The 18,769-nt window shown below is 63.6% G+C and carries 16 protein-coding genes; 7 read left to right on the top strand and 9 right to left on the bottom strand.

Annotated features, from left to right (window positions below):
• Nucleotide 1 precedes the first annotated feature (1 nt).
• Nucleotides 2-2,785, top strand: a complete 2,784-nt coding sequence (gene treY / locus SO140_RS20930) for a malto-oligosyltrehalose synthase (RefSeq protein WP_449381086.1) — start codon at nucleotides 2-4, stop codon at nucleotides 2,783-2,785.
• A 10-nt stretch (nucleotides 2,786-2,795) separates the two neighbouring features.
• Here the strand turns inward: treY and SO140_RS20925 are convergent, their stop codons facing one another.
• Nucleotides 2,796-3,113 carry a polyhydroxyalkanoic acid system family protein gene (locus tag SO140_RS20925; RefSeq protein WP_449381087.1) on the bottom strand — a complete coding sequence of 106 codons (318 nt, stop codon included), beginning with the start codon at nucleotides 3,111-3,113 and terminating at the stop codon, nucleotides 2,796-2,798.
• 175 nt (nucleotides 3,114-3,288) lie between these two features.
• Here SO140_RS20925 and SO140_RS20920 point away from each other — a divergent pair, with 175 nt between their 5' ends.
• A complete protein-coding gene (locus tag SO140_RS20920) occupies nucleotides 3,289-3,453 on the top strand; it encodes a DUF3309 family protein (RefSeq protein WP_211384334.1) in 165 nt (54 codons plus the stop codon).
• Nucleotides 3,454-3,591: 138 nt separating this feature from the next.
• On the opposite strand, the gene ligD is transcribed toward SO140_RS20920, so the two are convergent.
• Nucleotides 3,592-6,249, bottom strand: a complete 2,658-nt coding sequence (ligD, locus tag SO140_RS20915) for a DNA ligase D (protein ID WP_449381088.1) — start codon at nucleotides 6,247-6,249, stop codon at nucleotides 3,592-3,594.
• Between the two features lie 120 nt (nucleotides 6,250-6,369).
• On the opposite strand from ligD, the gene ku reads away from it, so the two are divergent.
• Nucleotides 6,370-7,254: a non-homologous end joining protein Ku gene (gene ku, locus SO140_RS20910; protein ID WP_449381089.1), complete on the top strand. Its 885-nt coding sequence runs from the start codon at nucleotides 6,370-6,372 to the stop codon at nucleotides 7,252-7,254.
• 162 nt (nucleotides 7,255-7,416) lie between these two features.
• Here ku and SO140_RS20905 read toward each other — a convergent pair whose 3' ends face one another.
• The 6 genes from SO140_RS20905 to SO140_RS20880 form a co-directional block, all read right to left on the bottom strand.
• The gene (locus SO140_RS20905) at nucleotides 7,417-8,106 is read right to left on the bottom strand and encodes a response regulator (protein WP_449381090.1); all 690 of its coding nucleotides are present in this window, start codon (nucleotides 8,104-8,106) and stop codon (nucleotides 7,417-7,419) included.
• A complete protein-coding gene (locus tag SO140_RS20900; protein WP_449381091.1) occupies nucleotides 8,103-10,826 on the bottom strand; it encodes a DUF4118 domain-containing protein in 2,724 nt (907 codons plus the stop codon). Before SO140_RS20900 ends, SO140_RS20905 begins: the two co-directional genes overlap by 4 nt.
• 40 nt (nucleotides 10,827-10,866) lie before the next feature.
• Nucleotides 10,867-11,469 carry a K(+)-transporting ATPase subunit C gene (locus tag SO140_RS20895; protein WP_498543076.1) on the bottom strand — a complete coding sequence of 201 codons (603 nt, stop codon included), beginning with the start codon at nucleotides 11,467-11,469 and terminating at the stop codon, nucleotides 10,867-10,869.
• Between the two features lie 112 nt (nucleotides 11,470-11,581).
• Nucleotides 11,582-13,693 carry a potassium-transporting ATPase subunit KdpB gene (gene kdpB / locus SO140_RS20890; RefSeq protein WP_449381093.1) on the bottom strand — a complete coding sequence of 704 codons (2,112 nt, stop codon included), beginning with the start codon at nucleotides 13,691-13,693 and terminating at the stop codon, nucleotides 11,582-11,584.
• Nucleotides 13,694-13,716: 23 nt separating this feature from the next.
• Nucleotides 13,717-15,420, bottom strand: a complete 1,704-nt coding sequence (gene kdpA, locus SO140_RS20885; protein WP_449381094.1) for a potassium-transporting ATPase subunit KdpA — start codon at nucleotides 15,418-15,420, stop codon at nucleotides 13,717-13,719.
• Nucleotides 15,421-15,531: 111 nt separating this feature from the next.
• Nucleotides 15,532-15,621 carry a K(+)-transporting ATPase subunit F gene (locus SO140_RS20880; protein ID WP_474799651.1) on the bottom strand — a complete coding sequence of 30 codons (90 nt, stop codon included), beginning with the start codon at nucleotides 15,619-15,621 and terminating at the stop codon, nucleotides 15,532-15,534.
• Between the two features lie 487 nt (nucleotides 15,622-16,108).
• On the opposite strand from SO140_RS20880, the gene SO140_RS20875 reads away from it, so the two are divergent.
• The 3 genes from SO140_RS20875 (at nucleotide 16,109) to SO140_RS20865 (ending at nucleotide 17,335) form a co-directional block, all read left to right on the top strand.
• Nucleotides 16,109-16,576, top strand: coding sequence for a hypothetical protein (locus SO140_RS20875; RefSeq protein WP_474799653.1), 468 nt, complete (start codon nucleotides 16,109-16,111; stop codon nucleotides 16,574-16,576).
• Between the two features lie 41 nt (nucleotides 16,577-16,617).
• Nucleotides 16,618-16,884, top strand: a complete 267-nt coding sequence (locus SO140_RS20870; RefSeq protein WP_449381096.1) for a hypothetical protein — start codon at nucleotides 16,618-16,620, stop codon at nucleotides 16,882-16,884.
• A gap of 196 nt (nucleotides 16,885-17,080) precedes the next feature.
• Nucleotides 17,081-17,335, top strand: coding sequence for a hypothetical protein (locus tag SO140_RS20865; protein WP_449381097.1), 255 nt, complete (start codon nucleotides 17,081-17,083; stop codon nucleotides 17,333-17,335).
• Nucleotides 17,336-17,381: 46 nt separating this feature from the next.
• Here the strand turns inward: SO140_RS20865 and SO140_RS20860 are convergent, their stop codons facing one another.
• Nucleotides 17,382-17,753, bottom strand: a complete 372-nt coding sequence (locus SO140_RS20860; RefSeq protein ID WP_498543075.1) for a hypothetical protein — start codon at nucleotides 17,751-17,753, stop codon at nucleotides 17,382-17,384.
• Between the two features lie 72 nt (nucleotides 17,754-17,825).
• Between SO140_RS20860 and dapA the strand changes: the two genes are divergently transcribed.
• Nucleotides 17,826-18,743, top strand: coding sequence for a 4-hydroxy-tetrahydrodipicolinate synthase (dapA, locus tag SO140_RS20855; RefSeq protein WP_449381099.1), 918 nt, complete (start codon nucleotides 17,826-17,828; stop codon nucleotides 18,741-18,743).
• Nucleotides 18,744-18,769: the final 26 nt, after the last annotated feature.

The following is an 18,769-nucleotide window of genomic DNA, read 5'->3' as shown; positions in this document are numbered from 1 at the left end:
CATGCCTCGTGCCGTTCCGCTCGCCACCTATCGCCTGCAATTCACGGCCGAATTCAACTTCGACGACGCCGCCCGGGTCGTACCCTATCTCAAGGCTCTCGGCATCACGCATGTCTACGCCTCGCCGCTGATGAAGGCGCGCAAGGGCTCGACCCACGGCTACGACATCGTCGACCACAGCCAGTTCAATCCCGAGCTCGGCGGAGAGGCCGGCTTTACCCGTTTCAGCGACACCCTAAAGCAGCATGACCTTGACCTGATCATCGACTTCGTCCCGAATCATGTCGGCGTCCACTTCGCGGATAACCCGTACTGGCTCGACGTGCTGGAATGGGGACAGGCGTCGCCGCACGCGGCCTCCTTCGACATCGACTGGGACCAGTTGCCTTATCGCGCCCGCGGCGGCGTGCTGCTGCCGATCCTCGGCTCGGCCTACGGCGAGGCGCTGGAGCGTGGCGAGATCGAGCTGCGCTTTGATGCAGGCGAAGGCAGCTTTTCGGCGTGGTACTTCGAGCATCGCCTGCCGATCGCGCCGGAGCGCTATGGCGAAGTCCTGCGGATGATCGTGAAGGAGGCGGATGCCGCCGGCAGCGAGGCTGGAAAGCGTCTGCTTGAGCTCGCCGAACGCTACAAGGGACTGCGCCATCCAAACCGCGATGAGGCACCGGCCTTCAGGCTCGAACTGAGGGCGATCACCGGTGCGCCCGAAATCATGGAGCGAGGCCTTGCCGCCTATCGTTCGGCCAAGGACCGCCCGACACAAACGCTTGCCTTGCATCATCTGCTCGAACGCCAGCACTACAAGCTCGGCCATTGGCGGCTCGCCTCCAGCGATATCAACTATCGCCGTTTCTTCGACGTCAACGGTCTCGCCGGGCTGCGGGTCGAGGACGCGAGCACATTTGCTGCCACGCACCGGCTGGTCAAGCAGCTGGTCGCGGACGGCAGGCTGCAGGGTATCCGGCTCGATCATATCGACGGCTTGCGCGATCCCGCACAATATTGCCAGCGGCTCCGCCGGATCGTCCGCGACGCGCAAGGCCCCGCAAAGCCGTTCTACACCGTGATCGAAAAGATCCTGTGCGAGCACGAACGGCTGCCGCGCTTCGCCGGCGTTCACGGCACGACCGGCTATGAATGGATGAACGTCATCACCCAGGTACTGGTCGATGCCAAGGGGCTCGACGCGCTCGACGAAACCTGGCGCCAGATCAGCAACCGCTCGCCGCGGCTTGCACCTTATCTGATGGAAGCCAAGCGACGCGTGCTGGATACGCTTCTCACGAGCGAATTCACCGTGCTGACGCGCCTGCTCGCCCGCATCGCCAACGGGCACTACTCGACGCGCGACTTTTCCGCCGACAGCCTGCGGCAGGCGCTCGAGCTCTACGTGCTGCATTTCCCGGTCTACCGCACCTACATCACGACGAGCGGATCGACGGCGCACGACCGCAGGCTGATCGAAGAGGCCATCGGGCGCGCTCGCGCGGAATGGTTTGCGGCTGACGACGGCATTTTCGACTTCCTGCGCGATGCCCTGACCATGGATCTGCTCAAGCCAGATCGGCCGCCGCACAGTACCCCGCGCGTGCGACGCTTTGCGCTGAAGGTGCAGCAATTCACCGGGCCGATGCTGGCGAAGTCGCTGGAGGATACGACCTTCTATCGCTATCACCGCCTGCTCGCGCTGAACGAAGTCGGCGGCGATCCCGCCGCAAAGGCTCTCGCATTACCCGCCCTCCATGAGACCATGAAGGCACGCGCCAGGGATTGGCCGCATGGCATGACGGCCACGGCCACGCATGACACCAAGCGCGGCGAGGATGCGCGGGCCCGGCTCGCCGCGCTCAGCGAAATCCCGGGTGAATGGACCAGCGCGGTAGCACGCTGGAAGGTGCTGAACGTGCCTCACATAACAACGCATGGCGAGATGCGCGCGCCGTCGGCGACGTTCGAATACATGCTCTACCAGACGCTGCTCGGCGCATGGATGTCCGGGCCGCCTGACGCGGGCTTCATCGACCGCATCCAGGCCTACGCGCTCAAAGCGGCCCGCGAAGGCAAGGAGGAGACGAGCTGGCTCAATCCGAACGAGGCCTATGAGGGAGGCGTACAGAACTTCATTGCGAGGATTCTCGATCCCACCGTTTCCGCCGAATTCCTGGAGGCGCTTCAAACGCTGGGGCGACGCCTCGCCCTGCTCGGTGCACTGAATTCGCTGAGCCAGCTCACGCTGAAGGTAACGCTCCCTGGCGTGCCGGATTTTTATCAAGGCACCGAATTCTGGGATCTGTCGCTGGTCGATCCGGACAATCGCCGTCCGGTTGATTTTGTCCAGCGACAAGTTGCGCTCGACGCGCTGGACCGCCCCGACTGGAACGGTCTTGCCCGGAACTGGTCGGACGGTCGACTGAAGCTCGCCTGGACGCGGCAACTCCTGAAGCTGCGCTCCGAGCTTGCCGACGTCTTTACCCGTGGCGACTACCAGCCTCTGGTGGTGAGCGGACCGCACGCCGACCATGTCATCGCTTTCGCGCGGCGCCACGGACGCGACGCAGCGATCGTCCTGGTCGGGCGAGCCTTTGCACCGTTCACGCAAGGTGGCCGCGAATGGCCGTCATTCGAAGCGCTCGATGCGATTATTGACGCGAAGGGCTATGCGATCGCCGGTCACGAGGGTCATGATCTGCGGCTCTCACAGGCCTTTGGCTCGTTTCCGGCAACCGTCCTGAAGGCTCGCATTGCGCGTGCCGCAAGAGCCGCGCGGCAACCCGCGCCCGCCTGACGCCAAGACTCTACTTGCCATCGCCCTTTGCCAGCAACAATTGCCCACGCTTGCGGATCGTGGCTTGCGCCAGTTCGGCGAAGCGCTGCAACAGCCAGGGCAGCATCACCTCGACCCGCACCTGATCCTCTCCGACATCGACCAAACCGGTCGCGACCTGCCCGAGCGCGCGGATGCGAAAATTCATGCGGTCGCCCTCCCAGCGCTCCTCCTCGACCTGCATCACCGGAATGCTCGCTGCGGCGCGGCCAAGCCCGGATTTCAAACGACGCGCGGCCTCCTCGCGACCGAGACGGTGCGGGATCGAAACGACGAGCGGTGCTGACATGACATTGTCCTCTGCCGACTGATGTAAATCAGGCCGCGTTCGAACACAAAGGTTCCCCTGCTTGACGCCTTCTTATCATGATCCGAGCGAGGAACTTTCGCTACGACGGCAAGTTGCCCCGACGAAAATTGGTCAAGACAACGACCCTTCTTTGCGAGGGCTGGAGGAGATTTGCATGTCCATCGGTACAATCATTCTGATCATTTTGGTCATCGCGCTGCTCGGCGGCTTCAGTGGCATCGGCGGCGGTCCGTTCTACGGCACCGGCTACTACGGTGGCGGCGGACTGGGGCTGATCATCGTCATTCTGCTGATCTTGCTGCTGATGGGACGGATCTAGCTTTGATCGCCGACATCGTAGGGTGGGCAAAGGCGCGAAGCGCCGTGCCCACTTATTCTGTGTCAATCCGGGCAAGCGATGGTGGGCACGCTTCGCTTTGCCCACCCTACCGATTCCACCTCTTCGGTGAATCCGCCACTACTTCACCTTCCCCGCCAGCTTCTTGATCGCCGCCTTGATCGATGCGGCCGCATCGTCATAGCCCTCCCACGCCTTTGATCGCGCCAGAAGTCCTGGCACAGTGCGCAGCGTGTAGCGCCTCGGATCGAGGTCACCCTTCACCTGCGCCCAGGTCAGCGGCATGGAGACGGTGGCGCCGTCGCGGGCGCGCGGCGACAACGGTGCCACGGCCGTCGAAAGACGGTCGTTGCGCAGGTAGTCGAGGAAGATCTTTCCGTTGCGCAGCTTTTTCGACATGTTGAGCAGATATCGCTGCGGATCATCGTCAGCCATCCACCGACATACGCCTTGGGCAAAGGCTTTCGCCTCCTTCCAATCGACCCTGTCCCGCGCACCGTAAAGCAGCGGCACGACGACGTGCATTCCCTTGCCGCCGGTGGTCTTGCAGAAGCTCTCCAGTCCGACGTCGGACAGACGCTGTCGCATCTCCCTGGCCGCCTCGATCACGTTGGGGAAAGCCACGTCCGGCGCGGGATCGAGATCGAACACCAACCGGCCTGGCGTATCATAGGCGTAAGGCGCGCAATTCCAGGGATGCAGCTCGACGCCGCCGATCTGCGCCACCGCCGCCAGCCCCTCGATCCGATCGACCTGCAAATATGGCTTGCGATCGCCGGAGACCTTTGCGAGCTCCAGCAGGTTCGACGTGCCCTGCATGGCGTGACGCTGGAAAAAGCACTCGCCCTTGATGCCGTCGGGCGCTCGAATGAGCGAGCACGGCCTTCCCTTCAGATGCGCGATCATCCATTCGCCGACCGCCTCGAAGTAGTGCGCGAGATCGAGCTTGGTGACGGGATCGCCATCCCCACCGTCTGGCCACAGCTCCTTGTCGGGCTTCGAGATGACGACGCCCATCACTTCCGCGGTACCGGGCTGCTTTGATCTTGTCTTTGACGCAGCCTTCGCCTTGCCCTTCCGCGGCGACGGCTCGGCAAGCTCGGTCTTCACCGGCGCCTCGGCCTCGACCTCCTCGGCGGGCTTATCCTGCCGCAGGCCCTTGAACGCGGCCTGGCGGATATTGCCGTCGGCGGTGAAGCCTGCGAACTCGATCTCGGCCACGAGCTCGGGCTTCAGCCAATGCACGTCGCGGGTCTTCTTCGGCGCGTTCTTGCCGCCGAACGGGCTCTCCCTGGCCTCCGCCGCCTTCAACAGCGGCATGATGCGCTTGACCTTGTCAGCACCAAAGCCGGTGCCGACGATGCCTACAAAGGCGAGATCATTGCCGCGGTGCACGCCCGCCATCAAAGAGCGGAATTTACCATTCGTGGTCTTGTAGCCGCCGATCACGATCTCATGGCCGGCGCGGCATTTCGCCTTGGTCCAGCTTTCGGTGCGCCCTGAACGATAGGGCGCGTCGAGCTTCTTCGAGACCACGCCTTCGAGCTGGAGCTTGCAGGCAGATTGCAGCACGGCATCGCCACCGCTCTCAAAATGCTCGACATAGCGGATCTGGCTCGACTTCCTCTTGCGCGCGTCCAGCAACTTCTTAAGCCGCGTCTTGCGTTCGCCGAGCGGCAGCCGGCGCAGGTCAAGGCCTTCGGCAAACAGGAGATCGAAGGCGAAGAAGATGAGGTCATCGGTCTCGCCGTCCGCAAGCGCCGCCTGCAGCGCGGAGAAGCTCGGCGCTCCGTTGTGGTCGAGCGCGACGATCTCACCATCGATCAGCACGTCCGGCAGCGCGCTGCCTTCCTTAGCGATCGATGCGAATTTTCCGGTCCAGTCGAGGCCTTTGCGGGTCTTGAGGGTTGCTTCGCCATCCTCGACACGAAGCTGCACGCGGTAGCCGTCGAACTTGATCTCGTGGCACCAGCCCTCGCCCGGGTGCGGACGCTCCACCGCCGTGCAGAGCTGTGGCGCGACGAAGTCCGGCATCTCCGACACTTTCTTCGCGGTCGTTGCTGTCGTCGCCTTGCCCTTCTTCAAGGCCGCGCGCGGCGCAGGCTTGATGGTGCGCGTCTCCTGATCGACGCGATTGGACTGCCAGACCGCATCGGCCTTGCCTTTGGTTCCCTTCGCCAGCATGAACGGCTTTGGCGCGCGCCCCTTGCCCTCGGCGATTTGATCCATCGCCCGGCCGGAAGCGACCGATTTGTCCGCGTCCAGGATGTCGTTGCCCTCGCCTTCGCGAGCATAGTCGTCGCGATGCTTGATCAGCAGCCAGTTGGTGCGCTTTTCGCCGTCGCGATTGCGCATGCGCACGAGCACCCAGCTTCCATGCAGCTTGTCGCCATGCAACGTGAACTTGAGGTCGCCCTTCTTGAAGCCGCGCTCGGGATCTTCAGACTCCCAATATCCGCGGTCCCACAGCATCACCGTGCCGCCGCCATACTGGCCTTCCGGAATGGTGCCTTCGAAATCGCCGTAATCGAGCGGATGGTCCTCGACCTCGACCGCGAGCCGCTTGTCATGCGGGTCGAGCGAAGGCCCCTTCGTCACCGCCCAGGACTTGAAGACGCCATCGAACTCCAGCCGGAGATCGTAGTGCAGCCTTGTCGCGTCGTGCTTCTGGATCACGAAACGCCGCTGTTTCGAGGGCGTCACCGCCGTCTCGCCGGACGGCTCCGGAGTGATCTCGAAATCCCGCTTTTTCCGATAGGTGGAGAGGTTTCTCAGCACGACCGGTCCCGCATTTTTTCAAGTGCATTCGAGCCTATCACGGCCAAAGTCCCACCCGGAACCAAAACCCATAAGGTGGGTTGGAGTTCCGAAAACGCATTGAAAACATTGGAGATTGGAATGGCTCCCCGCGCCTATTGGAAAGGAACATTGAAGCTGTCGCTGGTGACTTGCCCGGTCGTCCTTTATCCCGCTGCGACCGCTGCGGCGAAAACACGGTTTCACATGATCAACCGGGAGACCGGCAACCGTCTGAAGCAGCAAATGGTCGATGCCGAGACCGGCGACGTCGTCGAGAGCGATCAGAAGGGACGCGGATACGAGCTACGTAAAGGCAAATATGTCGAGATCGAGCCGGAGGAATTGGAAGCGGTTCAGATCGAAAGCAATCATACGATCGACATCGAAAGCTTCGTGCCGCGCGAGGAGATCGACAAGCGTTACCTCAACCACCCCTACTATGTCGCTCCTGACGGCAAGGCTGCGGTCGATGCCTTTGCTGTGATCCGTGATGCCATGAAGGACGAGGAGCGTGTGGCGCTCGCCAGGATCGTGCTGACGAACCGCGAACATGTCATGGCCATCGAACCGCTCGGCAAGGGTTTGCTCGGCACCACGCTGCGCTACCCCTACGAGCTGCGCGACGAGGACCAGTTCTTCGACGACATCAAGAGCGCGAAGATCACCAAGGACATGGTCGAGCTCGCCGGCCATATCCTGCACACTAAGGCGGCGCATTTCGATCCCAGCAAGTTCAAGGACGAGTACGAGGACGCGCTGAAGGCGCTGGTGAAACGAAAAGCCAGCGGCAAGAAGATCGAGCTGCCTGAGCCGGAAGAACGGCCAAGCAACGTCATCAATCTGATGGACGCGCTGAAGCAAAGCTTGAAGGGAAGAGGCAGGGGACGGGCGTCAGCGCGGTCCCATCCGCGGCGGAGCACGAGCCAGCGTCGCAGCACGCGCAAGACGCATCGTTCGACGGCAAGGCATCGCAAGGCGGGTTGATAGCCTGCGCGCGTGCATCGCCCTACCCCCTCATGGTGAGGAGGCGCGAAGCGCAGTCTCGAACCATGAAGGCCCCGCTGCAGAATACGGGCCCTCATCCTTCGAGACGCGCGTTCCGCGCTCCTCAGGATGAGGAGATAGTCTGATGCCCGGGCAGCTGACTCAATCCCCCGCCTTCAACCGGTACCCGATCCCCGTCTCGGTCAGCACATATTGCGGCCGCTCGGGATCGGCCTCAATCTTCTGGCGAAGCTGGCGGACATAGACGCGCAAGTATTGCGCATCGGTCAGCTCGTCCCATAGCTCTTTCAGCAGGAACCGGTGCGTCAGCACCTTGCCGGCGTGCTGCACGAGCACGCGCAGCAGATCATATTCCTTCGGCGACAGCTTCACTTCGCGCTCACCGACCTTGACGATGCGGCGAACGAGATCGACGGAGAGATCGCCGGCGCGAAACACCGGGCGCTCGCCCTGGACCTGGAGCTGGTGCCGAAGCGCGGCACGCAGCCGCGCCAAGAGCTCGTCCATGCCGAACGGTTTTGTCAGATAGTCGTCGGCCCCGAGATCGAGCGCCTGCACCTTGCCGGCCTCGTCGCCGCGGCTCGACAGCACCACGATCGGCACGCTCTCGTTGCGCGCGCGGATAGTACGGAGCAGTTCGTGGCCCTGGATATCGGGCAGGCCGAGATCGAGGATGATCAGCGCCGGCTCCTCGGTGAGCTTTTCCAGCGCGGTCTTGCCGTTCGACGCTTCCAGGACGTCATAGCCCTGCGTGGTCAGCCCCATCCGCAGCAATTTACGGATGGGCGGCTCGTCGTCGATGATCAGAACCTTGATCGATGGTGCGCTCATGCAGCGGTGTCCAATGCGTTGGTCTGCGCGGGGATCGGCAGGCGAATGGTCAGCATCGCTCCGCTGCGATCCCCGCGGTTCGTCGCCGTGATCGTGCCGCGCATCGCCTCGACGAAGCCGCGGGAGATCGCAAGACCGAGCCCCGTGCCGGGCCGGACATGATCGCCCTTCTGCACGCGATAGAACTTGTCGAACACGCTCTCGAGCTCGCCCGGCGGGATGCCCTCGCCTTCGTCGGCGACCTCCAGCACGACACGATCCTTGTCACGCTGGCTGCGGATCGCGATGGTGGTATCCGGCGGCGAATATTTTGCCGCGTTGTCGAGCAGGTTGAACAGCACCTGCTCGAACAGCACGGCATCGAGCTCGAGCATCGGCAGATCGGCGGCGAGCCGGAGATCGACCTTGTGGCGCGTCAGGATCTTGCTCGCCCGCCTCAGCGCACTGCCGACGATTTCGCCGACGTCGTGCAGCGCCGTGTTCGGCACGATCGCGCCGGATTCGAGCTTGGTCATGTCGAGCAGATTGGCGATGAAGCGATTGAGCCGCTCGGATTCGTCGATCACGGTTGCCAGCAGGTCGCGCTTCTCGGTATCGGACAGGGCGCCGGCGAGGTCACGCATGGTCGAGGCCGCCCCAAGCACGGAGGCGAGCGGCGTTTTCAGGTCGTGCGAGATCGAGGTGAGCAGCGCCGAGCGCAGCCGCTCGGATTCGACCGTGCGCTTGACGCGATCCATATCCTCGACCAGCAGCACGCGCTCGATCGCGAGCGCGCCCTGGTCGACCAGCGCGTCGAGCAGGCGGCGCTGATCGGGCGTGAGCAGCGGGCCGGTGCGGTCATTGTCGATGCCGATCACACCGATCGGGCCGCGCCCGGTGCGCATCGGCAGGAACAGGCGCTTTGCGCCGGGCAGCGTGTCGGAGCCGCGGCCGGCGGGCCGGTCGTTGCTCCAGGCCCAATTGGCCGCAGCAAGGTCAGCCTGGTCGAGCTCATCCTCCGGCGGATAGCCGGACTTGACCGTCAACAGCCCCTCCTCCGGCAACAACAGTACCACGCGCACCTTCAGCATCAGCGCGATCTGGTAGGCCGTCGCCCACAAGACATCGTCGAGCGTCGCGGTGCCCGCCAGCTTGCGGCTGAAGGCATGGAGTTGCTCGGTCATCCTGATGCGCCCGATCGCGGTATCGGCCTGGGTGCGCACGCGAGCCGCGACATTGGACACCAGCATCGCAACCACCATGAACAGGACGAAAGCAGCGACGTTTGTCGGATCGGTGATCGTGAAGGCATAGATCGGCGGCAGAAAGAAGAAGTTGTACGAGAGCGACGCCGCGACGGTGGCGAGCAGTGACGGCCAGAGACCGTAACGCACCGCGACCGCAACCACCGCCGTCAGCAGCACGAGATCGACATTCTCGATGCCAAAATACGGCTGGATCAGCTCGGCCGCGCCAAGTCCAAGCAGAGCGATCCCGAGCGCCTTGAGATAGGGGCGCGGATCGAACGGCTCCGTGCGGGCCGCCGTCTGCACCGCTGTTTTCGGCGCCGCCTCACCTTGTAATTCGTCGCCGGAAATGACGTGCACGGTGATGTTGCCGGAGCGCCGCACGAGGTCGTGCACCACCGAGCCACGCGTCATCTCGAACCAGCGCGATCGCGTCGACTTGCCGATCACGATCTGCGTGACGTTGTTGCCTTGAGCAAAGTTGATGACGTCGTCGGCGATGCGACGGCCGACGCCGGGGATGGTCAGAGCCTCGCCACCGAGCGATTCGGCGAGCCGCAGCGTATCGGCGAGCCGGTCGCGCTCCGCGTCCGAGAGCTGAAGCGATCGCCGCGTCTCGATCGAGATCGCCGTGAATGGCGCGTGCAGCCGGTCGGCCAGCCGCTTGGTGTAGCGCACGAGGCCCGCCGCGCGCGGGTCCTCGCTGACGCATACCAGGATACGCTCGCCCGCGGCCCAGGGACCGGCGATGGCGTTGGCCTGCATATGAGTGAGGAGCTGCTCGTCGACGCGCTCGGCCGTGCGCCGCAGTGCCAGCTCACGCAGCGCCGTGAGATTGCCCGGCGAGAAATAATGCTCCAGCGCCCGCTCGGCCTGCTTGGGCACATAGACCTTGCCCTCCTTCAGCCGCTGGATCAGATCATCGGGCGTGAGGTCGATCAGCTCGATCGCGTCGGCACGATCGAACACCGAATCCGGCACTGTTTCGCGCACTCGCACATGGGTGATCTGCGCGACGACGTCATTCAGGCTTTCGATATGCTGGATGTTGACGGCGGTGTAGACGTCGATGCCGTTCGAGAGTAGCTCTTCGACGTCGAGATAGCGCTTGGGATGTCGGCTTCCATGCACGTTGGTGTGGGCGAGTTCGTCGACGAGGGCGATTTGCGGCCGGCGCGCGATCACCGCGTCGAGGTCCATCTCCTCCAAAACCTGCCCACGATAGTCGAATTTCTTGCGCGGGATGACTTCAAGCCCGCGAAGCAGCGCTTCGGTCTCCGCGCGGCCATGGGTCTCGACGAAACCGACGACGACGTCGATGCCCGCCTTGCGCTTGGCGTGCGCGCTTTGCAGCATCTCATAGGTCTTGCCGACGCCGGGCGCGGCGCCGACGAAGATCTTGAGCTTGCCGCTCGCGCTCTCCTCCCGGCGCGCCGCTTGCAGCAGCGCCTCGGGCGAAGGACGTTGTTCGGGATCGCGGCGCTCTCGGACCATCAGCGCATTATAGTCACCCGGCCAGGGGGAGCCTAGGCCGCTACTTGGCGGCTTGATCGAGCGCTAGGTTCAACGCCAGCACGTTGACCCGGGGCTCGCCGATCAGGCCCAACAGGCGGCCTTCGGTATTGGCGGCCACGATCTGCCTGAGCTGTTCCTCCGGCATACTGCGCGCCTTGGCGACCCGCGGCACCTGGAATTGGGCGGCTTCGGGCGAGATGTGCGGGTCGAGACCGCTGGCGGACGTCGTGACGAGGTCGATCGGCACCGGCTGGCCCGGATTCTGGGCCTTCAGCTTGTCCACATCTTCCTTGAGCCGATCGGCCAGCGCCTTGCTGGTCGGACCGAGGTTGGAGCCGCCGGAATTGGCAGCGTTGTAGGGCGCTGACACCGTCTTGGTCGAATCATTCGGGTCCGGCGCGAGCGTCGCCGACAGGCGACCATGGAAATATCTGTCCTCCTTGAACTCCTGCCCGATCAGGGCGGAGCCGATGACCTTGCCGTCCTTCTCGACCAGACTGGCCTGTGCCTGCGTCGGGAAGAGCACGCCGGCAATTCCGGTCATCGCGAGCGGATAGGCCAGTCCCGTGATGACGGTCAGCGCGACCAGCAGGACGATGGCGGGGCGGATTTCTCTGAGCATGATGTCTCTCCTATTCTCGGTCATTGCGAGCGAAGCGAAGCGAAGCAATCCAGAAATGTCTCCGGTGGTGACGGCCTATCGCGTCGCCGCTCCGCTCCTCGCAATGACGATCTCAAGCAAGGTGCAGGGCGGTGACCACGAGATCGATCGCCTTGATGCCGATAAAGGGAATGATGATGCCTCCCAGGCCGTAGACCATCAGGTTACGGCGCAGGAGCGCACCGGCGCCGACTGCGCGATAGGCGACGCCCTTCAGCGCCAATGGAATCAGCGCGATGATGATCAGTGCGTTGAAGATGATCGCCGACAGGATGGCGCTTTGCGGGCTCGACAGGTTCATCACGTTGAGCACGTTGAGCTGCGGGTAGAACGCCAGGAACATCGCGGGGATGATCGCAAAATATTTCGCGACGTCGTTGGCGATCGAGAAGGTCGTCAGCGCACCGCGCGTCATCAAAAGCTGCTTGCCGATCTCGACTACCTCGATCAGCTTGGTCGGGTTGGAATCGAGGTCGACCATGTTGCCGGCCTCGCGTGCAGCCTGCGTGCCCGTGTTCATGGCGACGCCGACATCTGCCTGCGCTAGCGCCGGCGCATCGTTGGTGCCGTCGCCGCACATCGCAACCAGCTTGCCCTTGGCTTGCTCGTCGCGGATCAGCTTGAGCTTGTCCTCGGGTGTCGCCTGCGCAAGGAAGTCATCGACGCCGGCTTCCGCGGCGATCGCGGCTGCGGTCATCGGATTATCGCCAGTGATCATGATGGTGCGGATGCCCATGCGGCGAAGTTCCGCAAAGCGCTCGCGGATGCCCCCCTTGACGATGTCCTTGAGCTGGACGATGCCCAGCAGGCGACCGTCCTTGGCGACCGCCAGCGGTGTACCGCCGGACTTCGACACCTCATCCGCGATGGCCTGGATCTCGCGTCCGACCTCCGAGAGCGGGGCCGGCTGCATCGCGCGTGCCGTGTTGCCCGAGGCGACCAGCGGCGCACCACCGCCGACATAGTTGAGCATGGCGTCGACCGCACCTTTTCGCACCGATATGCCACCCGCATCGACGCCGCTCATGCGGGTCTGCGCCGTGAACGGGATGAAGGTGGCGCCCAGCTCGGCCATGTCACGGCCGCGGATGCCGTATTTCTCCTTCGCCAGCACGACGATCGATCGCCCCTCGGGCGTCTCGTCGGCGAGCGAGGCGAGCTGGGCTGCGTCAGCGAGCTCCTGCGCGGTCACGCCGCGCACGGGGCGGAACGCAGTCGCCTGGCGATTGCCGAGCGTGATGGTGCCGGTCTTGTCAAGCAGGAGCGTATCGACGTCGCCGGCGGCCTCGACGGCTCTGCCGGACATCGCCAGCACGTTGAAGCGCACCAGGCGGTCCATGCCGGCGATGCCGATCGCCGAGAGCAGCGCGCCGATCGTGGTCGGAATCAGCGTCACGAACAGCGCGACCAGCACGATCACCGAGATCGAGCCGCCTGCATAGGCCGCGTAGCTCGGAATGGTGACGGTGGCGAACACGAAGATGATGGTGAGGCCTGCGAGCAGGATGTTGAGCGCGATCTCGTTCGGCGTCTTCTGCCGTTCGGCGCCCTCGACCAGCTTGATCATGCGGTCGATGAAGGTCGAGCCCTGCGCGGCCGTGATGCGGACGCGGATCCAGTCGGACAGCACCTGTGTGCCGCCGGTCACCGCCGAGCGGTCGCCGCCGGATTCGCGGATCACGGGCGCGGATTCACCGGTGATGGCAGCCTCGTTGACCGATGCGACGCCCTCGATCACTTCGCCATCGGAGGGAATCGTATCACCGGCCTCGACCAGCACGACATCGCCGACCTTGAGGCTGGTGCCAGGCACCAGCTTGAAGGTCTGGTCGGAGCCGGTCAGCAGCTTGGCTTGGCTTTCCGTGCGGGTCTTGCGAAGCGAATCCGCCTGCGCCTTGCCGCGGCCTTCCGCCACCGCCTCCGCAAAATTGGCGAAGAGCACCGTGAACCACAGCCAGAGGATGATCTGGAAGGTGAACCCGAGGCCCGCCCCGCCGGTGAGGAGGTCGCGCAGGAAGATGACGGTCGTGAGCGCCGCGACGATCTCGACCACGAACATCACGGGGTTCTTGATCATGACCCGTGGATCGAGCTTGGTGATGGACGCGCGAACCGCGGGCACAACGATCTTCGGATCGAGCATCGCCGAGACGGAAGCGCGCTTTTGCAGTTTCATGGTTTCCATGGAGGTCACTCCAGACAATTCGATCAGAAGACGTTGCCGGCGTTCATCGCGAGATGCTCGACGATGGGTCCGAGCGCGAGCGCCGGGAAGAAGGTCAGGCCGCCAATGATAAGGATGACGCCGACGACCAGGCCGACGAACAGCCCGCCCGTGGTCGGGAACGTGCCGGCTGACGGCGGATGAGTCTTCTTCCCCGCCAGCGAACCGGCGATCGCCATTGCGGGGATGATCATGAAGAACCGACCTACGAACATCGCACTGGCGAGCGTCAGGTTGTAGAAGAAGGTGTTGCCGGTGAGGCCCGCGAAGGCCGAACCGTTGTTGCCGGTCGCCGAGGTGTAAGCGTAGAGCACCTCGGTGAAGCCGTGCGGCCCCGCGTTCGCCATCGAGGCTACCGCCGGCGGGAACACCACGGCAACCGCGGTCCAGCCGAGATACATCAGGGGCAGCACCAGGATCGCGAGCATCGCCATCTTGACCTCGCGCGCCTCGATCTTCTTGCCGACATATTCCGGCGTGCGGCCAACCATGAGCCCCGCGACGAAGATCGCGATCACCACGAACAGCAACATGCCATAGAGGCCGGCGCCCACGCCGCCGACGATGATCTCGCCGAGCTGCATGTTGATCAGCGGGATCATGCCGCCAAGCGCGGTGAAGCTGTCATGCATGGCGTTGACGGCGCCGCAGGACGCGGCCGTGGTGATCACGGCGAACAACGAGGATGCGACGATGCCGAAGCGAACCTCCTTGCCCTCCATGTTACCTCCGGTGAGACCCAGCGCCTGCAGGGTTGAGGTGCCGTTGGCCTCGGCCCAATAGGTCACCGCGACACCTGCGACGAACAAGACGCCCATCACGGCGAGGATCGCCCAGCCCTGGCGCGGGTTGCCGACCATGCGGCCGAACACGTTGGTAAGTGCAGCACCCAACGCAAAGATCGAAATCATCTGCACGAAGTTCGACAGCGCGGTCGGGTTCTCGAAGGGATGCGCCGCATTGGCGTTGAAGAAGCCGCCGCCATTGGTGCCGAGCATCTTGATCGCAACCTGCGACGCCACCGGGCCGACCGCGATGGTCTGCCTGGCTCCTTCGAGCGTGGTCGCCTCGACATAGTCGCCAAGCGTCTGAGGCATGCCCTGCGAAACCAGGAACAGCGCATAGACGATGCATATCGGCAGCAGCACATATAGGGTGCAGCGCGTGACATCGACCCAGAAATTGCCGATGGTGCGCATCGACGCGCGCGAAAAGCCGCGGATCAGCGCCACGGCAAGCGCGATGCCGGTCGCTGCCGACAGGAAGTTCTGGTGCGTCAGGCCCAGCATCTGCACGAGATACGATACCGTGCTCTCGCCGCCGTAGTTCTGCCAGTTGGTGTTGGTGATGAAGGAGACGGCGGTGTTGAAGGACAAATCCTCCGCGACCGCCGACTGACCGGCCGGGTTGAACGGCAGCACGGCCTGGAGCCGCATTACGGCATAGATGATGAGGAAGCCGCCGATGTGGAATAGCAGCATCGCGACCGTATAGGTCAGCCAATGCTGCTCCCGCTTCTCGTCCACGCCGGAGATCCAGTAGAGCCCGGCCTCGACCGGGCGCAGCACGGGCGACAGGAAGGTGCGCTCACCATTGAAGACGCGGGTCATGTACCAGCCGAGCGGCTTGGTCAGGGCGAGGATGATGACGCAGAACAGAATGATCTGGAGCCAACCGATGACAGTCATGGCATTAACCTTTGAGGACTCGCCTTCCGTGCAGAAGCGGTGGAAGCAACGTAAGCAGAAGCGCGACGAGCAGAGCGTCCGCCAGCAGCAGTTTGAGCAGCAGAAGCACCGTCAGAACCGCTCGGGCCGCAGCAACGCATAAGTGAGGTAGAAGAGAAGGCCCAGCGAGACGACCGCGGCGAGCGAATAATCGAAGAGCATGGTCAAGCTCCCGTCAGAGCCGTTCGCAGGCGTAGGTGTAGCCGATCGCGAGCGCGAAGAAGGCCGAAGCCAACGCCAGCATGATGATATCGAGCATGAGAGTATCCCTATGCATCCAAGCGCAGTCCGGATACGGATGCCGCGCTGTCAGGCCGACAAGTGCCACCCGAGGCATAGGTTTTCGAGATGGAGGCTATGGCGACGATATAGGAATCTCATAAAGGCCGAGCGCGGCGTGGAGCTCTGGCAGTTCTACAGGTGTCTGGCTGGCGCGCTGGCCGGCGTCACAAATCACGCTGTCGTCCTGGCGCGCCGGGACGACGATTGTGAGTTTGGAGAAGCTACGGACCCCTTACGCGGCCCGCTCCGATCTTTATGAAATCCCTATATTTCTCTCCCCTGCCCCATCTCGCTTTCAAATGCCCCTCCCGCGATCTTGATGGCATCGGCTGCGGACCCGCAACCGGCCCATGATCGAGACGCCGTCATGTCTTCCGTTCTGCAAAATTTCGATCCGGCCTCGCTCGGCGAGCGGCTTCGCAGAGCGCAGGCGGTCACGCGGCCCCTGATGCTCGACCTCATCGACAAGGCCTGCCGCCGTTTCCCTTCGCTCGGGCAGAGCGAACGAACCGCACGGCTGTCGCGCCTGATCGATGCCGAAGCCTGGGCCGATGCTGCGCTCGTGCTCCTGGAACTCGAATTGCCAGTGTGGCAGGTCCGCCGCATCGCCTATGACGATGGCGAATGGTATTGCGCGCTCTCGCGCGAACGCGAGTTGCCGGATTGGCTGGAGAACTCGGTCGAGGCGCAGCACGCCGATCTCGCTCTCGCTCTGCTCTCGGTTGTTGTAGAGGCGCAGATGCTAAGTGCGGAAAAGACCCGGCCAAGCGTTCCGTCCGTTCGCCAGGCCGCGAGTCAGCTGTACGAACCGGTCAACTGCGATCATTTCGGCTAGCTCGCAGTCGGGTGCACCGAACCTTGTCGCGATCGCCAGACATGCCACACGCGCTGAGCACACCCAAGGTGCTCGTGCGCTTTCTCGTGCGGGCCGCGCTGCTCGGCTGCTTTGCTGCGTTCAGCAGCGTCGGCTTCGGCAAGAGCCTCACTGCCCTGCTCTGGATGGCGATCATCCTGTGCGTACTCGTCGGGCTGATCAAGCGCGAGCCACCGTTCCGCACGCGCCTTAATCATTGGGACGAGGCGGTCGCGTTCGGCGCATTGTTTGCGCTGGTGCATGTCGTCGGTCTTGTCGAAGCAGTCTGAAGACCGTTCTCCCCCGACTTTATAACGTTCCTACAAGATCGCCCCGCGGCCGCCCTCGAAATCATATTCGCAAGCCGAGATATTAGCGGGACAAGCCACGCAAAGCGTGCCCGCAACGAATTCTCCCAATATTCGTCGGAAGCGGACAGCCTCCGTCGGAGGGTGCGCATTTGCGTCGACCAGAAGGAATTCTAACGTGAAACTCGTCGAACCTCCGTCGTGCAGCTCGCCTTCAACTGTTGTCTTCATCGGCCGGAATCGCAGGGGACAGTGGGTCGCCCAGGAACAGGACGGCCTCTATGGCGGGCTCTTCGTCAGCCGCGCCCAAGCGATCAAGTACGCGCTGTTCGAGAACGGACATCATATCGAAACCATCGTCGAACTGCCTCGTGAGATCGAGCTCGACATGAACCGCACGCCGCAAGTGGCCGCCGACCGGCGCGCCGCCTGACGGAACGCAGATCTTCCCAGAGAGTATCCAAATGCTCCAGCTCCATTCAGTTACCCCCGAGCACGATCAGGTCGTCGAGACCACGATCGCGCTTACGCATCTTTCCAACCTCCATCGTGCGATCGTCGCGGGCCAGGGCAGTACCAGCCTGTATCTCGCCCTGCGGCGGCGCGGCTTTGTCCGGATTGGATTCCCGTCGACGTTTCGCCTGCGCAAGGCGACATGCGCCGTCGGTCTCATCACCGTCCAGGAATCGATCGACGAATTTGAAAGCGCCTTTGCGCAAATCGCCCCTTCCCTGAGTGCCGCAGCGACAATTGCGGTTCGCATCAAGGCGGGCGAAAGCGGTTTCGCACTCAAGATCCGCAAGAAGCTCGAACAGCTCGGCTTCCGGATCGAAGCGGGCGTGAGGTGCCATCAAGGGCTGGTTCTGTCTGCGCGGCGACAAGGCCTCGCTCAGATGGACCGCGCGGCGTGAGGTCCCCTAACCATGCTCGTCCCTCCGTCCGTCTGGCTCGCCGGCTATATCCCTGATCTGCCGACCCCGTTCAACGCGGCAGGCCTCGTCGATCTCAAGGCTTTCGCAATGCTCTGCGAGCGCCAGATCGCGGCCGGTGCTCCGGCGCTCCTGGTTTGTGAGACGACTGGCGAAGCTCCAACGCTGACGGCGGCCGAGCAGGAGCTGATCATCCGCGCTGCGGTCGATGTCGCGCGCGGTCGATGCAGGATCATCGCCGGCGCCGTTGCGAACGCAACCGATCATGCCATCGAGCTCACCCGTCGGGCGGAAGCCGCTGGCGCGGACGCAGTCCTGTCGGTCGTGCCGTACTACAACAAGCCGATGCAGCAAGGCATGCTCGCACATTTCCGGGCGATCGCGGACGCGACCGGCCTGCCGATCATTCTGCACGATATTCCCTCGCGCACGCTGCGCCCCCTCGCCGACGACACGCTCGCGCGCCTTGCCGAGAACAGCCAGTTCGTCGGCTTGCGCGATGGCAGCAGCGACATCTCCCGGCTGACGCGCCTCAGCGGGCTTTTGCCTGCCGTCTTCCGACTGCTGTCCGGCGACGACGCAACCGCCTTCGGCTTCATCGCGAGTGGCGGCGGCGGCGCGATGTCGGAGGTCGCCAACATCGCCCCTGATCTCTGCCGGACGATCTTTTCGCAGGTCAGACAGGGCCGCCTGCAATCCGCCCGCTATCTGCACACGCGTCTCGGTCCCCTCGTGTCCTGTCTTTCGAAGGAAAGTCCCGCGGCCCTCAAATGCGCGCTGAGTCTGCTCGGCCTCATGCGGCCAGACACGCGGTTGCCGATCGTACCGCTCGACGACGCAGCCCAAGCGGATGTCGCAAGAGCATTCGCCGCAATCGCCGATGAAGAATTGATCGACGGCGTCGGAACCTGACGTTTCGCAGACCAGCCGGATATCGC

This window comes from Bradyrhizobium sp. UFLA05-108, from assembly GCF_059803455.1.
This window is presented reverse-complemented; position numbering and strand designations above follow the sequence as displayed.

What these genes read in the sequence shown, in the direction of transcription:
- SO140_RS20905 (WP_449381090.1), bottom strand. Translation starts at nt 8,106, where the DNA reads ATGAGCGCACCATCGATCAAGGTTCTGATCATCGACGACGAGCCGCCC.
- SO140_RS20925 (WP_449381087.1), bottom strand. Translation starts at nt 3,113, where the DNA reads ATGTCAGCACCGCTCGTCGTTTCGATCCCGCACCGTCTCGGTCGCGAG.
- treY (WP_449381086.1), top strand. Translation starts at nt 2, where the DNA reads ATGCCTCGTGCCGTTCCGCTCGCCACCTATCGCCTGCAATTCACGGCC.
- SO140_RS20860 (WP_498543075.1), bottom strand. Translation starts at nt 17,753, where the DNA reads ATGGCACCTCACGCCCGCTTCGATCCGGAAGCCGAGCTGTTCGAGCTT.
- ku (WP_449381089.1), top strand. Translation starts at nt 6,370, where the DNA reads ATGGCTCCCCGCGCCTATTGGAAAGGAACATTGAAGCTGTCGCTGGTG.
- SO140_RS20900 (WP_449381091.1), bottom strand. Translation starts at nt 10,826, where the DNA reads ATGGTCCGAGAGCGCCGCGATCCCGAACAACGTCCTTCGCCCGAGGCG.
- SO140_RS20920 (WP_211384334.1), top strand. Translation starts at nt 3,289, where the DNA reads ATGTCCATCGGTACAATCATTCTGATCATTTTGGTCATCGCGCTGCTC.
- dapA (WP_449381099.1), top strand. Translation starts at nt 17,826, where the DNA reads ATGCTCGTCCCTCCGTCCGTCTGGCTCGCCGGCTATATCCCTGATCTG.
- SO140_RS20870 (WP_449381096.1), top strand. Translation starts at nt 16,618, where the DNA reads ATGCCACACGCGCTGAGCACACCCAAGGTGCTCGTGCGCTTTCTCGTG.
- SO140_RS20895 (WP_498543076.1), bottom strand. Translation starts at nt 11,469, where the DNA reads ATGCTCAGAGAAATCCGCCCCGCCATCGTCCTGCTGGTCGCGCTGACC.
- kdpB (WP_449381093.1), bottom strand. Translation starts at nt 13,693, where the DNA reads ATGGAAACCATGAAACTGCAAAAGCGCGCTTCCGTCTCGGCGATGCTC.
- kdpA (WP_449381094.1), bottom strand. Translation starts at nt 15,420, where the DNA reads ATGACTGTCATCGGTTGGCTCCAGATCATTCTGTTCTGCGTCATCATC.
- SO140_RS20880 (WP_474799651.1), bottom strand. Translation starts at nt 15,621, where the DNA reads ATGCTCTTCGATTATTCGCTCGCCGCGGTCGTCTCGCTGGGCCTTCTC.
- SO140_RS20875 (WP_474799653.1), top strand. Translation starts at nt 16,109, where the DNA reads ATGTCTTCCGTTCTGCAAAATTTCGATCCGGCCTCGCTCGGCGAGCGG.